The 14,900-nt window shown below is 61.1% G+C and carries 9 protein-coding genes; 6 read left to right on the forward strand and 3 right to left on the reverse strand.

Features of this window, described 5'->3' with window-relative positions:
* Positions 1-5 precede the first annotated feature (5 nt).
* Positions 6-1,583 (forward strand): glutamine-hydrolyzing GMP synthase, encoded by a 1,578-nt coding sequence (gene guaA / locus J1G35_RS19290; protein ID WP_053135539.1) that lies wholly within the window; start codon positions 6-8, stop codon positions 1,581-1,583.
* A 69-nt stretch (positions 1,584-1,652) separates the two neighbouring features.
* On the opposite strand, the gene J1G35_RS19295 is transcribed toward guaA, so the two are convergent.
* Both J1G35_RS19295 and treR read right to left on the reverse strand, forming a co-directional pair.
* Positions 1,653-4,694, reverse strand: a complete 3,042-nt coding sequence (locus J1G35_RS19295; protein WP_223015742.1) for a membrane-targeted effector domain-containing toxin — start codon at positions 4,692-4,694, stop codon at positions 1,653-1,655.
* A 65-nt stretch (positions 4,695-4,759) separates the two neighbouring features.
* Entirely contained in the window at positions 4,760-5,464 is a 705-nt protein-coding gene (gene treR, locus J1G35_RS19300) for a trehalose operon repressor (RefSeq protein ID WP_053135545.1), read from the reverse strand.
* 238 nt (positions 5,465-5,702) lie between these two features.
* Between treR and treP the strand changes: the two genes are divergently transcribed.
* The 5 genes from treP (at position 5,703) to J1G35_RS19325 (ending at position 13,124) form a co-directional block, all read left to right on the forward strand.
* The gene (treP, locus tag J1G35_RS19305; RefSeq protein ID WP_223015743.1) at positions 5,703-7,145 is read left to right on the forward strand and encodes a PTS system trehalose-specific EIIBC component; all 1,443 of its coding nucleotides are present in this window, start codon (positions 5,703-5,705) and stop codon (positions 7,143-7,145) included.
* Between the two features lie 70 nt (positions 7,146-7,215).
* Entirely contained in the window at positions 7,216-8,862 is a 1,647-nt protein-coding gene (gene treC, locus J1G35_RS19310; protein ID WP_223015744.1) for an alpha,alpha-phosphotrehalase, read from the forward strand.
* A 164-nt stretch (positions 8,863-9,026) separates the two neighbouring features.
* Complete coding sequence (locus J1G35_RS19315) at positions 9,027-10,247, forward strand: carbohydrate porin (protein WP_223015745.1); 1,221 nt, start codon at positions 9,027-9,029, stop codon at positions 10,245-10,247.
* 61 nt (positions 10,248-10,308) lie between these two features.
* Positions 10,309-12,834 carry a phosphoenolpyruvate--protein phosphotransferase gene (gene ptsP / locus J1G35_RS19320; RefSeq protein ID WP_223015746.1) on the forward strand — a complete coding sequence of 842 codons (2,526 nt, stop codon included), beginning with the start codon at positions 10,309-10,311 and terminating at the stop codon, positions 12,832-12,834.
* Between the two features lie 2 nt (positions 12,835-12,836).
* Positions 12,837-13,124, forward strand: coding sequence for a PTS transporter subunit EIIB (locus J1G35_RS19325; RefSeq protein WP_223015747.1), 288 nt, complete (start codon positions 12,837-12,839; stop codon positions 13,122-13,124).
* Between the two features lie 178 nt (positions 13,125-13,302).
* Here J1G35_RS19325 and mltF read toward each other — a convergent pair whose 3' ends face one another.
* Positions 13,303-14,763: a membrane-bound lytic murein transglycosylase MltF gene (mltF, locus tag J1G35_RS19330; RefSeq protein WP_053135563.1), complete on the reverse strand. Its 1,461-nt coding sequence runs from the start codon at positions 14,761-14,763 to the stop codon at positions 13,303-13,305.
* Positions 14,764-14,900 lie beyond the last annotated feature (137 nt).

Here is a 14,900-nt window from a genome sequence, read left to right on the forward strand (position 1 = left end):
ACTTCATGGCCCTCGACATTCACGCCCACCGCATCCTGATCCTCGACTTCGGTTCCCAGTACACCCAACTGATCGCCCGCCGCGTGCGTGAAATCGGCGTGTACTGCGAACTGCACCCGTTCGACATGGATGACGAAGCGATTCGCGAATTCGCACCGAAAGGCGTCATCCTCGCCGGTGGCCCCGAGTCCGTGCACGAAGCCAACAGCCCGCGTTGCCCGCAAGCCGTGTTCGACCTGGGTGTTCCTGTCTTTGGTATCTGCTACGGCATGCAGACCATGGCCGAGCAACTGGGCGGCAAGGTTGAAGGTTCCGAACTGCGTGAATTCGGTTATGCCCGTGTCGACGTGGTCGGCAAGAGCCGCCTGCTGGACGGCATCGAAGACCACGTCGACGCCGACGGCCTGTTCGGCCTCGATGTATGGATGAGCCACGGTGACAAGGTCACCAGGATGCCGGAAGACTTCCACATCCTGGCCAGCACCCCAAGCTGCCCGATCGCCGGCATGTTCAGCGACGAGCGTCGTTACTACGGTGTGCAGTTCCACCCGGAAGTGACCCACACCAAGCAAGGCGGGCGCATCCTGTCGCGCTTCATCCTCGATATCTGCGAGTGTGAAGCCCTGTGGACCCCGTCGAAAATCGCTGAAGACGCCATCGCCAACGTGCGCGCCCAGGTCGGCACCGACAACGTCCTGCTCGGCCTGTCCGGCGGCGTTGACTCCTCCGTGGTCGCGGCATTGCTGCACAAGGCCATTGGCGACCAGCTGACCTGCGTGTTCGTCGACAACGGCCTGCTGCGCCTGCACGAAGGCGAGCAAGTGATGGCCATGTTCGCCGAGAACATGGGCGTCAAGGTGATCCGCGCCAACGCCGAAGAACAGTTCCTGAACAACCTGGCCGGCGAGTCCGACCCGGAGAAGAAGCGCAAGATCATCGGTCGTACCTTCATCGACGTATTCGATGCCCAGTCCAACAAACTGGACAACATCAAGTACCTCGCCCAGGGCACCATCTACCCCGACGTGATCGAGTCGGCCGGCGCCAAGAGCGGCAAGGCCCACGTGATCAAGTCCCACCACAACGTGGGTGGCCTGCCTGAGGAGATGAACCTCAAGCTGGTAGAACCACTGCGCGAACTGTTCAAGGACGAAGTCCGCCGTCTGGGCCTGGAACTGGGCCTGCCGTACGACATGGTCTACCGCCACCCATTCCCAGGCCCGGGCCTGGGCGTGCGCATCCTCGGTGAAGTGAAGAAGGAATACGCCGACCTGCTGCGTCGTGCCGACCACATCTTCATTGAAGAACTGCGCAAGGCCGACTGGTACCACAAAGTCAGCCAGGCTTTCGTGGTGTTCCAACCGGTGAAATCGGTTGGCGTGGTCGGCGACGGCCGTCGTTACGCCTGGGTCGTGGCCCTGCGTGCCGTAGAGACCATCGACTTCATGACTGCCCGTTGGGCGCACCTGCCGTACGAACTGCTGGAAACCGTCAGCGGCCGTATCATCAATGAGATCGAAGGTATTTCGCGCGTTACTTATGACGTGTCGAGCAAGCCGCCGGCGACGATTGAGTGGGAATAAGCAACCCCGGTCGCAAGGCCTGCGTTGAATCCTAAAAAACCTGGCCTCGGCCAGGTTTTTTATTGCCTGTTAAACGGGAAGCCGGCTTTGCAGGCTCATGCCCATATTGGTAAGGGCGCTGGAGAGTCTTTCCAGAGTGGGGAAGTGCACCTCATGCACGCCTGCCCAGGCGGGGCGGTCGATGTAAAAACTGCCATCGGCCAGCCGATTGATGGGCGTGGTGACGATCCCCATGGCGCGGCTGTGATGCAGCAGGGTATAGCGGCCCTGGCTTGCGTCGATCAGGTACATGCCCTTGCGCGTCAGCAGTCGCTGCTGTTGCTCCAGCGTGCGGTGTACCCGCGGGGCCTCCACTTGCACCTGCAGGTCGGCATGAAAGATATCGAAGCTGTCGCCGACGTCTTGATCGGAGGGGGCGCTGTCGCGATCAATGGCGATGCCGGGGTCCAGGCGTACCTCGTTGCCTTGCCCAGGTAGCACCTCTTCGATGCGCAACCCGATGCCACCTTCCAGTTCACTGATCCCGGCGAAACCCTTGAAGGTGTTGATGTTCCTTGCGCCGGTCAGCACCAGCCATTTACCGCCACCATTCAGGGCCCTGTCGGCCTGGATAACGCTATGGGTGAGATAATTGCTCATCGCCTGTTCTGAAAGGTCGGCGATAGGGCTGGGGTATATGAAGTGAGCCGCGCAGTCGGTGGCCTGCACGCGTATGCCGTTGGCCCTGGCGGTCTTGATCAGTTCCAGTTCGTTGAATTGCCCGGATGGATCGGTGCCCAGCTTGCCAAGGTAGCTTTCCAGGTCCTCGGACATCTCACCGGTCTGGAAGTAGCGGTTCAGATCATCCTGGGCGAAATCGTTGAGCAGGCGGCGCATGTACAGGGTTTTTACGCCCTTGCGCGCGAAGACGGGCATGTTTTCGATCACCAGGCGGGTGCTGGTGACGCGGTCCAGGGTTTCACCGATGACGTAGCCCGGCAGGTCTTCGGGCAGGCGTTCGAGAGCGTCGGCGAATGGTGTGGCAGGCTCAAACGCCGGGATATCCGGGCGAGGGGGCAAGCGGGCCCAGGACAGTTCGTTGTAAAAGTCTTGCGCCGATTGCAGCAGCCTGCGGTGGGTGTCGCCGTAGTAGTAGTTGAAGCGGTCTATGCGGCCGAACCGACTGTGAACATGGGTTTCGGTGAGCCCCATTGCCCAGCGTTTTGTTTCCGCACGGGTCGAGGGTGGGGTATCGAAAGGTGTGGTGACCCTGCGCACTGGGTTGGTCGGCGCAATCCTGGGTTGCGGTGGAGGCGTGAGAGGTAAGGGCGCTGTTCCCCTCGCGGCTTTACTGGAGTTACCACCGCCGCCCTTCAGGCCTTTACCGGCGTAAACTCGTTGCCATTGGTTGAACTCGTCCAGGCGCACCGGCAGCGAGCCGCAGAAACTGTGGGGGTTGTTAGGGTCGACAATGGCCCAATAACCCCTGCCGTTGGGATCGCCTTCGTAGCGCACGTAATACGCCTCATCGTTCAGCAGGATGGCATGTTGTGGCATGCCGTCGGAGGTCCTGAGGGAATACACCTGGTGAAACTTTCCGGGAGCCGTGTTGAGGGTTTCGCCCTCCAGTATCAGGTTGGTCTGGTAGGCAAGGGGCACCACCGGTTCAGGCACTGCGGGTGTGACAACCGGTACCTGGGTTTCAACCGCCACGGTATCGGCCGCTTCGGCGATGTCGGGCACAACCCCATCGGCTTTCAGCAGCGCCAGGTTAAACAGCGTGTCGATGGCACTGAGAATCGCACCCAGCTCCCCGGCTCGGCGTTCGGCCAGGGTTTTGCCGTTGATCGCCTGGTCGATATTCAGGCCTAGATTGGCCACGCTGGCGCCTACCACCACCAGGGCCACCGGCCAGCCGGCCACCGCCATCGGGCCGAAGGTTTTGCCAAAGGCGTTCAGGTAGCCGATCCAGAGTTTCTTGCGCAGGTCGCCATTGCTGCGCAGGGCGAAGTCGGCATCGTTGTGCATGCGCGCCTGGCTCGATTGCGCCAGCCAGGTGAAGGCATCGTGTTCGAGGGTGTGGTCGGTCTGATTGATCAGATGGTGGTCCCAGGTGCCCCAGTCGATAAACAGCTGGTCGAGTTGGTGGCACAGGCCCTTGTCCACCCAGTCCGGCGGCAGGGTGCCCGCCAGGGCCTGGGCGCTGCGGTAGATCAGCACGGGGGTGAGCAGCATCTGCTTCCAGGTGACAGCGTCGGTGTCGTCCTGTTGGACCTGAGCCGACAGCGGGAAGTGGGCCATGAAGCGGGCGCGGTTATCCGCATGGTTGGTCTGGTTCAGCAGCCAGAAATGCAGGTCGGCGGGGGTCTCGAAACCATAGAAGGTCTGGGACTCGCCTGGCACATAGAGGATTTGCCGGCCATCGCCGTCGATGATGCGCAGGATATCCGTGGCGATATGCCCACCGATATCCAGCGCCGCCACACGCAGTCCGTCGGCGGAAGTGGCCTTGGCTTGCAGGTTGGACAGGCTTGGGGGCCAGGACAGATTGCTGGCGAGGGCTTGCAGCACCGTGTGCAACTGGGGCTCGGTGAGGTGCCCGGCCTGTCGCGCCTGCAGGGCCTGGGCCAGGCAGTTGACTTTGGCCAGGGTGCGGAAGTCGTCGAAGTGGGCGCTCCAGAACTTCTCCATGCGGGTGGTATAGCGGTCGCTGAAATCGATGCTCCAGAAGTCGTTGAGCACCGCGCTGGCGGACAGCTGCACTTCGTTGTGTCGATCGAATAACCGTGCTTCGGCACCCTCGCGATAAAAACCACCGTCGCCATCGAGCAAGTCGGCATTGTCCTGGTCGTGCACCTCGAAGCGGTGAATGACCAACTGCGTCAGCGTCATCGACTGCTGGGGTTTTTGGTTGTGGCTCCAGCCGGTAAAGGTCGCAGGGTCACCGATGCCACTGTCGAAGCGGTGCCAGTAGACATGATCGGGATCCAGGTCTGGCAGGCCATGCTTGGTCAGAATCTCACGCGCAGCCTTGATCGCCATCGTCTGCATATTCGGACAGGCATCCAGCACCACAGGGGCCAGGGCGCGGAGTTTTTGCTGGGCGGCGGGGGAGGTGTCGGTCAGCGGCATGTTGCTCTCCTTGAAGGGGGAGAGCCGAGCATGCCAAGCGCTTCAGAGGGACAGCGGGTAGATAATTAACGCCTGGCGATATCGGAGAAGTAAAACTTATCCAACGTGTGCCGCGACTCGGTGTACTCGAACTGCCGCCCATCCTGCAAAAACGTCTGGTTGCTCACCACGATCACATGGCTTTGGCCGTCGAGGTCCAGGTGTGCCTGGTCGTCCTTGCTGCGGGGCAGCGCTTCGATGGTGCGCTGGGCGTAGCTGATCTGCAGTTGCAGGGTCTGCTCGATGAAGGCGTAGATCGACTGTTCGGCAATCGCCTGGTCCAGACCGGGGATCAGGTCGGCGACGAAGTGGTTGATGTCGAGGATCACCCGTTTGCCGCCGATGCGCCGTACCCGTTTGATGCGCGTGATGAGGCTGCCGGGCTCGGCTTCGATGTGTTGCAACAGCGGGCCTTCCAGCGGGAACTGGGTGAATTCGACCACTTCGGTACGTACGTCATCGCCCAGGTCGGCGTGGGTTTCGTGGAAGCTGACGATGCCACCGAGTTGGAACTCGATCGGGTTGGGCGAGAGCACGAAGGTGCCCTTGCCGTGGATCTTTTGCGCGAACCCACGCTCCTGCAACTGCTCGATGGCGCGACGCACGGTGCCCCGGCTGGCCTGGTAGCTGTCCATCAATTCGGTTTCGGAGGGCAAGCGCGTGCCGCGTTGCAGGCGTTCGGTGGTGATGCTGGCAAGCAGATCGGTATAGATCTGGTTGTATTTGCTCATGGATAGGGCTCTGTGCCGTGTTGGCGTTCAAGGCAGGAACCTTAGAGGCAGAGAGGGGGTTTGTCCATTAGACCCTTGGATTACTGCGGCTTGCAGCGGTGTGGTGTCCTACAGGAATTAAACAAATTGTAACTCGTACAGACGAGTTATTGCTTTAACTCGTCTGTACGAGTACTTTTGGCTTCGGCGTGCTGCCAATGACTGCCCCCAATAAAAAAAATCAAAGTGGAAACCAAGCATGAGCCACGACTATTCGAACATTGCCCGCGAGATTCTTGAGCACCTCGGAGGCCGCGACAACCTTGAGCAAGCTGCCCACTGTGTGACCCGCCTGCGCCTGGCGCTCAAGGACCCGAGCCTGGTCAACAACAGCGCGTTGAACCAGGTCGATCTGGTCAAGGGCTCGTTCTTCACCGGCGGTTTGTTCCAGGTGGTGATCGGCCCTGGCGAAGTGGAAAAGGTCTACGCTGCCCTGCGCGAACAGACCGGCCTCGCCGCCGCCACCATCGCCGACGTGAAGAAGAAGGGTGCCGACAAGACCAACGCCATGCAGCGTCTGGTGCGGGTGTTCTCCGATGTGTTCATGCCGATCCTGCCTGCGCTGATCATCGCCGGTCTGCTGATGGGCGTGAACAACCTGATGGGCGCCAAGGGCATGTTCATCGAGGGCCTGACGCTGCTGGAGGCGTATCCGAACCTGGATGGCCTGTGGAGCCTGATCAACCTGATGGCCAACACCTCGTTCGTGTTCCTGCCGGCGTTGGTGGGCTGGTCGGCGGCCAAGCGTTTTGGCGGCAGTGAAATCCTCGGCATTGTGCTCGGCCTGATGCTGGTGCATCCCGATCTGCTCAACGCCTGGAACTACGGCAAGGCGGTCGCCGGGCTCGACGGCCAGAGCCTGCCTTACTTCGATATTTTCGGTTGGTTCAAGATCGAGAAAGTCGGCTACCAGGGGCAGATCCTGCCGATCCTGATGGCGGCGTATGTGATGAGCGTCATCGAGAAATGGCTGCGCGCTCGCGTGCCCAATGCCATTCAACTGCTGGTCGTGCCGATCACCACCATCGTCGTTACCGGCGTGCTGGCGTTGGCAATTATCGGCCCGGTGACCCGTCACCTCGGCATCCTGATTACCGAAGGCGTGGTCACCCTGTTTGACCTGGCGCCGATGGTCGGCGGCGCGATTTTCGGCCTGCTGTACGCGCCGCTGGTGATCACCGGCATGCACCACATGTTCCTCGCGGTGGACCTGCAATTGATCTCCACCCAGGGCGGCACGTTTATCTGGCCGATGATCGTCATGTCCAACCTGGCCCAGGGCAGCGCCGCGCTCGCGGTGTTCTACACCACCCGCAATGCGCGGGATAAAAGCATGGCTTCGACTTCGGCGATTTCCGCGTACTTCGGTATCACTGAGCCGGCGATGTTCGGGGTGAACCTGCGCTTCAAGTTTCCGTTTTATGCGGCCCTGGTGGGCTCGGCGCTGGGCAGCATTTTCCTGTCGCTGAACAAGGTGCAGGCGTCGGCCATCGGGGTGGGTGGCTTGCCTGGGTTTATTTCGATCGTGCCGAGTGCCATTCCGATGTTTGTGATTGGGATGGTGGTCGCGATGGTGGTGCCGTTTGTTCTGACCTGTGCGTTGAGCATGAAGATTGTTCGGCCGGGTTATCGCGTCGCCTGATCGACCGCTATCGGGGGCAAGCCCCCTCCCACATTCGACCGCGCTCACAATTCTACTGAAGGAACCCACCATGCAAGACTGGCAACACTCGGTGATCTACCAGATCTACCCCAAAAGCTTCCACAGCCACGCGGGTAACGCCACCGGTGACCTGCTGGGTATCGTGGACAAACTCGACTACCTCAAATGGCTGGGCGTGGATTGCCTGTGGATCACCCCATTCCTGCGCTCGCCGCAACGCGACAACGGCTACGACATCAGCGACTACTACGCCATCGACCCCAGCTACGGAACCATGGCCGACTGCGACCTGCTGATCAGCGAAGCGGCCAAGCGCGGCATCAAGCTGATGCTCGACATTGTGGTCAACCACACCTCCATCGAGCACGAGTGGTTCCAGCAGGCGCGCAGCAGCCTCGACAACCCCTACCGCGACTTCTACATCTGGCGCGACCAGCCCAACAACTGGGAATCCAAGTTCGGCGGTTCGGCCTGGGAATACGAGGCGCAAACCGGCCAATACTTCCTGCACCTGTTCGACCACACCCAGGCCGACCTCAATTGGGACAACCCCCAGGTACGTGCCGAGGTGTTCAAGCTGATGCGCTTCTGGCGTGACAAGGGCGTGGGCGGTTTCCGCCTGGACGTGATCAACCTGATCTCCAAACCCGCCGATTTCCCCGAAGACAACAGCGACGGCCGCCGCTTCTACACCGACGGCCCCAACGTGCATGAATACCTGCAGGAGATGCACCGCGAAGTCTTCGAAGGCCACAACCTGATCAACGTCGGCGAGATGTCGTCCACCAGCCTGGAACACTGCATCCGCTACTCGCGGCCGGAGTCGAAAGAGCTGTCGATGACCTTCAACTTTCATCACCTGAAAGTCGATTACCCGAACCTGCAGAAGTGGGTGAAGGCTGACTTCGATTTCCTGCAACTCAAGCAGATCCTCTCCGACTGGCAACTGGGTATGCAGGCCGGTGGCGGCTGGAACGCGCTGTTCTGGTGTAACCACGATCAGCCCCGAGTGGTCTCGCGGTTTGGTGACGACGGTGAGTACCGCGTGGTCTCGGCCAAGATGCTCGCCACCGCGCTGCACTTCCTCCAGGGCACGCCGTTTGTGTACCAGGGCGAAGAGTTGGGCATGACCAATCCGGGCTTCGACAGCATCGACCAGTACCGCGATGTGGAGACCCTGAACATCTTCCGCCTCAAGCGCGATGCCGGTGAATCCGAAGTGGCGAGCATGGCGGCGATCATGCAGAAGTCCCGTGACAACGGCCGCACGCCGATGCAGTGGAACGCGCAACCCCATGCAGGTTTCAGCACCGGCGAGCCGTGGATCGGCATCCCGGCGAATGCCGCGCAGATCAACGTTGAACACCAACTCGATGATCCCGACTCCGTGCTGCATCACTACCGCGCGCTGATCGCCTTGCGTCGTCACGAACCGCTGATTCAAGAGGGGGTGTACCGCCAACTGCTGCAGGACCATTTGCAGGTCTGGGCGTACCTGCGCGAAGGCCACGGCGAGCGCCTGCTGGTGCTGAACAACTTCTACGGCCAGCCCTGTGAGATCCAACTGCCTGACGACGTGATCGACGCGGCGACCGAGCAACGCCTGCTGATCAGCAACTACCCCGACTGCCCGCAACGCACGGCCACGGTCGTCTTGCGTCCCTACGAATCGTTCGTGCTGCATCTGATCGATTGATACGCCCCCTGTAGGCGCGAGCTTGCTCGCGAAAAACCTGAGAGCGCCGCGTTAAACCAGTCTCGCTGCGTAATCGTTAACGTTCTTCGCGAGCAAGCTCGCGCCTACAGGGAATCGTGTCGTGCAAGGACAGTAATAAAACAATAAAAATAGAAGGAGCATTCATGAAAACAACAATAAAGCTGGGCCTCGTTGCATCCTGCCTGAGCCTGCCATTCGGTGCGCAGGCCCTGGAATTTGCCGGTTACTTGCGCAGCGGCGCGGGAACATCGACAGGCAGTGGCAAGCAGCAATGTTTCCAACTGCCGGGGGCGCAATCCAAATACCGTTTGGGTAACGAGTGCGAGCAATATGCTGAACTGGAGTTGCGACAAGACCTGCTGACCCTCGACGACGGTTCGGTACTCAGCGTCGATGCGATGGCATCGCTGTACAACAAATACGACCGCGCCCTTAAATTCCAGGGCGAAGACAACGGCTCGGCGCGCATGCCGCAGATGTATGCGCAGTGGTCCAACCTGCCGGCCCTCAATGGCGGTTCACTGTGGGCCGGTCGGCGTTACTACAAACGTAATGACATCCATATTTCCGACTTCTACTACTGGAACCAGAGCGCCACCGGCGGCGGTATTGAGGACGTGCTGATCGGCGACCTGAAATACAGCTACGCCCTTTCGCGCAAGGACAACCTGTACCAGAAGGAATACGCCACCCGTCATGACTTCAACGTCGCGGGCTTCAAGACCAACCCCGGCGGCGAGCTGGAGCTGGGCTTGAGCTACATCGAAAAGGCCGGCGGGCGCGACACCAACAGCGGTTGGGCGCTGACCGCGCAGCATGTGCAAAAACCTTTTCTGGGCGGCAAGAACAAATTCGCCCTGCAGTACGGCGAAGGCCCCGGCACCGGCCTGGGCTACACCGGCAATACCTTCCTGGACAACAGCAGCAAAAGTTATCGCGCCGTGGAGTTCTTCGACTGGCAAGTGACCCCGCGCTTTGGCGGGCAGATCGAGGCGGTGTACCAGAAGGATATTCGTCCCGGCAGCCAGGACCAGACCTGGATGTCCATCGGCGTACGCCCCGCGTATGCGATCAGCGAACAATTCAAACTGGTCACCGAACTTGGGCATGATCAGGTCGATGCCACCGGCGGCACGCGCAAGCTGAGCAAATTTACCTTCGCCCCGACCTGGTCGCCCAAGGGCCCGGATTTCTGGGCGCGGCCGGAAGTGCGCTTGTACTACACCTATGCGAGCTGGAACGAAGCGGCCAAACGTGCAGCGAATGAGATGGCGGCGGGCTCGGCACTGTCCGATACCGGCGCCTACGGCACCGCGCGGCATGGGTCGAACGTTGGCGTGCAGGTTGAATACTGGTGGAAATAAGTCATCCGTGGGATAGGCATCCACCCAAGGATTTTTACAGAACAAAACAGCAGGTGACGTCATGACCGCAACTCAACCCCTGGAACTGCTGGCGCCTTTATCCGGCGTGCTGCTCGCACTGGACAAGGTGCCTGACCCGGTGTTCTCCAGCCGCATGATCGGCGACGGCCTGTGCATCGATCCGACCTCGCAGACCCTGTGTGCGCCGCTGGCCGGCGTAATCAGCAATATCCAGGACAGTGGGCATGCGGTCAGCGTCACCGACGACAATGGCGTACAGGTGCTGATGCATATCGGCCTGGACACCGTGAGCCTGGCGGGCAAGGGCTTCACCCGCCTGGTCGAGGAAGGCCAGCGGGTCGAGGCCGGGCAAGCGCTGATCGAATTCGACGCCGACTACGTGGCGCTCCACGCGCGCAGTTTGCTGACCTTGATGCTGGTGGTCAGCGGCGAGTCGTTCACGCCGTTGGCAAGCGGCCTGGTGGAACGGGGCCAGCCGGTGTTGCAGGTAACGCCCGGCAACCGGGTAGAGGAGGCCGATGAGGAGGAGGGCGATGCATGCTTCTCCAAGCCGTTGATCTTGCCCAACGCCAACGGTTTGCACGCGCGCCCGGCAGCGGTATTTGCCCAGGCAGCGAAAGGTTTTAACGCGAGCATTTACCTGCACAAGCAGACCCAGAGTGCTAACGCCAAGTCGCTGGTGGCGATCATGGCGCTGCAAACCGTACAGGGCGATACCTTGCAAGTGAGTGCGGCCGGTGACGATGCCGATGCAGCGATCAAGGCGCTGGTCGCGCTGTTAATTGAAGGCTGCGGCGAGGCAATCGCGGCGCCGGCTGCACAGGTTGAAGCGCGCGTGCCGGCGTCGTCGGCGGCGCTGCTGCGAGGCGTTTGCGCATCGCCGGGGTCGGCGTTTGGCCAAGTGGTTCAGGTTGCTGAGCCCGAGCTGAAGGTGACTGAACAGGGGGAGGGAGAAACCTTCGAACGCGCTGCTTTGGCGCGTGGCCTGTTGGCTGCAAACGAAGCGCTGCAAGCCCTGCAAACCCAGGCGGCAGGCAGTGCCCAGGCGGAGATTTTCCGCGCCCATCAGGAATTGCTCGAAGACCCGACGCTGCTGGAACAAGCCCACGGCCTGCTGGCCGAAGGCAAGAGCGCGGCATTTGCCTGGAACAGCGCCACGGTTGCCACCGCCCAACTGTTCCAGGGCCTGGGCAATGCCCTGTTGGCCGAACGTGCGGCGGACCTGGCGGATGTCGGTCAGCGCGTGCTGAAACTGATCCTTGGTATTCAAGACCGCGCCTGGGATCTGCCCGACCGCGCGATCCTGGTCGCCGAGCAACTGACGCCTTCGCAAACCGCCAGCCTCGACACCCAAAAGGTGCTGGGGTTTGTCACCGTCGGCGGCGGGGCGACCAGTCATGTCGCGATCCTGGCGCGTGCCCTTGGCCTGCCTGCCATGTGCGGGGTTGGGCCTGAGGTGTTGGCACTGGCCAACGGCAAACAGGTCCTGCTCGATGCCGACAAGGGCGAGTTGCACCTGGACCCCAACCTGGCCGAGATCGAACAGCTGGAAGCTGCGCGTAAGCAGCAGGTGCTGCGACGTCAGCGTGACGTGGCGCAGGCTTCAGTGCCTGCGATTACCCGTGACGGCCATCACGTCGAGGTGACCGCCAACGTCGCGTCGTTGCAGGAAGTGGAGCAATCCCTGACCCTGGGGGGCGAAGGTGTCGGCCTGCTGCGTTCGGAGTTCCTCTACCTGGATCGCAATCGCGCGCCAAGCGTGGATGAGCAGGCCGCTACCTATAGCGCCATCGCCCGCGCTCTGGGGACCGAGCGCAATCTGGTGGTGCGGACCCTGGACGTCGGCGGCGATAAACCCCTGGCGTATGTGCCGATGGACACTGAAACCAACCCGTTCCTGGGCCTGCGCGGGATACGCCTGTGCCTGGAGCGCCCGGAGCTGTTGCGTGAACAGTTGCGCGCGATCCTTGCGAGTGCCGGGCTGGCGCGCCTGCATATCATGTTGCCGATGGTCAGCCTGCTGTCGGAGCTGCATCTGGCGCGCAAGATTCTGGAAGAAGAAGCCCAGGCCCTTGGGCTCAGCGAGTTGCCCAAGCTGGGCATCATGATCGAGGTACCGTCAGCGGCGTTGATGGCGGATGTGTTTGCGCCCCATGTGGACTTCTTCTCCATCGGCACCAACGACCTGACCCAATACACCCTGGCCATGGACCGGGATCACCCACGGCTGGCCAGCCAGGCCGACAGCTTTCACCCGGCGGTATTGCGGCTGATCGCCACCACCGTCAAGGCCGCCCACGCCCATGGCAAGTGGGTCGGAGTGTGCGGTGCACTGGCGTCCGAAGCGCTGGCGGTGCCGGTGTTGATCGGGCTGGGCGTGGATGAGTTGTCGGTCAGTGTGCCGCTGATCCCCACCATCAAAGCCACTGTGCGCGAGCTGGACCTGGCCGACTGCCAGACCATCGCCCGCCAGGTACTGGGCCTGGAAGAAGCTGCCCAGGTGCGCGAGGCCTTGCGCCTGTACCACGCGGCTACTGTTGAAACCTCACCTGTCGTGGAGCACTGAGCATGTTCGAGAAAATGCAGCGGGCGTTCTGGAAAGCCCTGACCCCGGATTTGATTGCCGAGACGGTGGCGGTGCCGACACAGGGGCTTTTGTCGGCCGATGTGCTGAGTGCGTTGGGAGGTGCGGATAACCTCAAGTCGCAACAGCGTGTGGCGCTGACGCGGGTGAGGGTGCAATTGCAGGATGCTGAGAAGTTTGATGCTGCGGCGTTAAAGGCCGCGGGGGTCTCTGGGGTGATGGTATTGACGGGTGGGGTGGTCCATTTGCTCATCGGGCTCGAAGCCAAGTAGATATCCTGTAGGAGCGAGCTTGCTCGCGAAAAACGTCAACGATAACGCGTGCTTCCTGAATGAACGCGGCGCCTGTGAGTTTTTCGCGAGCAAGCTCGCTCCTACAAAAAGCCTTAACTGACTGGCATTAGGGCAAGCCCCCGCCCACATTGGTTTTGTGGTGTTGGGACGATCAGTTTTACAGCTGCGGGGTGTCTTCCGGCGGCTTGGTCTTGTCCACGCCCGGCACATGCAAATTGCCTTCCACCACCTGGTTGCCTTCCAGCTGCGGCTGGGTCACCCACGTCAGGATGTCGTAGTAACGCCGGATGTTCGCCACAAAGTGCACCGGCTCGCCGCCTCGGGCGTAGCCGTAGCGGGTCTTGCTGTACCACTGCTTCTGCGACAGGCGCGGCAGCATCTTCTTCACGTCCAGCCACTTGTTCGGGTTCAGGCCTTCCTTCTTCGCCAGAATGCGCGCGTCGTCCAAGTGGCCGGTGCCGACGTTATAAGCGGCGAGGGCGAACCAGGTGCGGTCGGGCTCGGCGATCTTGTCGTCCAGCTCGTCCTTGATCTTGGCCAGGTACTTGGCGCCGCCCATGATGCTTTGCTTGGCATCCAGGCGATTGGACACGCCCATGGCCTGGGCGGTGTTCTGGGTCAGCATCATCAGGCCGCGCACGCCGGTCTTGGACGTGACCGCCGGTTGCCACAGCGATTCCTGATAGCCGATGGCCGCGAGCAGGCGCCAATCGACTTTTTCTTCCTTGGCGTAAGCGCGAAAGTGCTTCTCGTATTTGGGTAGCCGCTGCTGCAAATGCTGGGCGAAGGTGTAGGCGCCGACGTAGCCGAGTACATCGACGTGCCCGTAATAACGGTCTTTGAGGCGTTGCAGGGTGCCGTTCTTTTCTACCTTGTCCAGGTAGCTGTTGATTTCGTTGAGCAGGCTGTTGTCGTCGCCGGCGGCCACGGCCCAGCTCTGGTTGCTGGCATTGCCAAGATCGAACGCCACGCGCACGTTTGGGAAATACACCTGGTTCATCGCCACTTCGTTGGAGTCCACCAGGGTCAGGTCGATTTGCCCCTCGTCCACCATGCGCAGCAGGTCAACCACCTCAACGGCGTCGGATTCTTCGTATTCAATTGCAGGGTTCTGCTGTTTAAGCGCCGCCAGTTGTTCGGCGTGGGTGCTGCCCTTGAGCACCATGATCTTCTTGCCGACCAGGTCCGCCGCGTTCGTCGGGCGTGACTGGCCGTTGCGGTAGATGACCTGCGGGGTGACTTCAAGATAAGGATGGGAGAAACGCACCTGCTGCTGGCGCTGCTCGCTGCTGACCAGGCCGGCGGCGGCGAGCACCGGTCCATTGGGTTTGCCCAACTGGCCGAACAGGTCGTCGAGGTTGTCGGCGGTCTCGATCTCCAGCTTCACCCCCAGGTCATCGGCAAAGCGCTTGACCAGTTCGTATTCGAAACCGGTTTCACCGTTGCGGTCCTGGAAATAAGTCGCCGGGCTGTTTCGGGTAATCACCCGCAATACGCCATCCTCCTTGATTCGCTCGAGCGTGCTGGGTTTATCAACACAGGCGCTGAGCATCAGGAAGAGTCCGGTTGCGATGAGCCATCTGGCGCATCGCGGGCGCAAAGCAGTTGGGGAGAACATCTGCGCAGTATACGCAAACGGCCCACGGCGCCATATCTCGACAGCGGCGGACTTGTCTGCTAGCGCCGCCAAAACTGTGCTGCAGCCCGCAGAAACGTGGCCTGGGGACCGATTGTGACGGTTAAAATAACTGCACG

Origin of the sequence: Pseudomonas sp. SH10-3B (genome assembly GCF_019891415.1) — a bacterium.
Taxonomy (GTDB): domain Bacteria; phylum Pseudomonadota; class Gammaproteobacteria; order Pseudomonadales; family Pseudomonadaceae; genus Aquipseudomonas.

Excerpts from the sequence above, each read along its gene's own strand:
- guaA (WP_053135539.1), top strand. The coding sequence starts at position 6 with ATGGCCCTCGACATTCACGCCCACCGCATCCTGATCCTCGACTTCGGT.
- J1G35_RS19295 (WP_223015742.1), bottom strand. The coding sequence starts at position 4,694 with ATGCCGCTGACCGACACCTCCCCCGCCGCCCAGCAAAAACTCCGCGCC.
- treR (WP_053135545.1), bottom strand. The coding sequence starts at position 5,464 with ATGAGCAAATACAACCAGATCTATACCGATCTGCTTGCCAGCATCACC.
- treP (WP_223015743.1), top strand. The coding sequence starts at position 5,703 with ATGAGCCACGACTATTCGAACATTGCCCGCGAGATTCTTGAGCACCTC.
- treC (WP_223015744.1), top strand. The coding sequence starts at position 7,216 with ATGCAAGACTGGCAACACTCGGTGATCTACCAGATCTACCCCAAAAGC.
- J1G35_RS19315 (WP_223015745.1), top strand. The coding sequence starts at position 9,027 with ATGAAAACAACAATAAAGCTGGGCCTCGTTGCATCCTGCCTGAGCCTG.
- ptsP (WP_223015746.1), top strand. The coding sequence starts at position 10,309 with ATGACCGCAACTCAACCCCTGGAACTGCTGGCGCCTTTATCCGGCGTG.
- J1G35_RS19325 (WP_223015747.1), top strand. The coding sequence starts at position 12,837 with ATGTTCGAGAAAATGCAGCGGGCGTTCTGGAAAGCCCTGACCCCGGAT.
- mltF (WP_053135563.1), bottom strand. The coding sequence starts at position 14,763 with ATGTTCTCCCCAACTGCTTTGCGCCCGCGATGCGCCAGATGGCTCATC.